The sequence below is a fragment of the Pseudomonas sp. DCB_AW genome (genome assembly GCF_026240895.1).
GTDB lineage: Bacteria > Pseudomonadota > Gammaproteobacteria > Pseudomonadales > Pseudomonadaceae > Aquipseudomonas > Aquipseudomonas kermanshahensis.
On record NZ_JAPFCE010000227.1, the window covers coordinates 1 to 301 of the forward strand.

The 301-nt window shown below is 66.1% G+C and carries 1 protein-coding gene; it reads right to left on the bottom strand.

Annotation, left to right across the window (positions count from 1 at the left end; all coding sequences use genetic code 11):
* A partial coding sequence (locus tag OO306_RS28300) for an AMP-binding protein (protein ID WP_265970414.1) occupies positions 1 to 301 on the bottom strand: 301 nt, incomplete at both ends.

The window sequence follows — 301 nt, forward strand, 5'->3', positions numbered from 1 at the left end:
CTCACGTCCACCGCTGCTTCAGTCGGGCCGTACAGGTTGTGCAGTTCAACGGCTGGCAATTGCGCGTGGAAGCGTCGGACCAGGCTGCCCGGCAAGGCCTCGCCGCTGCACAGGACGCGTTTGAGGCCTTCGGCCGAAGCGTCGCCATGGGCCAGGAACACATCGAGCATCGAGGGCACGAAGTGCAAGGTGGTGACGTTTTCGCTGCGGATCACCTGACGCAGGTACTCCGGATCGCGATGGCCGCCGGGACGCGCCATGACCAGGCGCGCGCCGGTTTGCAGGGGCCAGAGGAATTCCC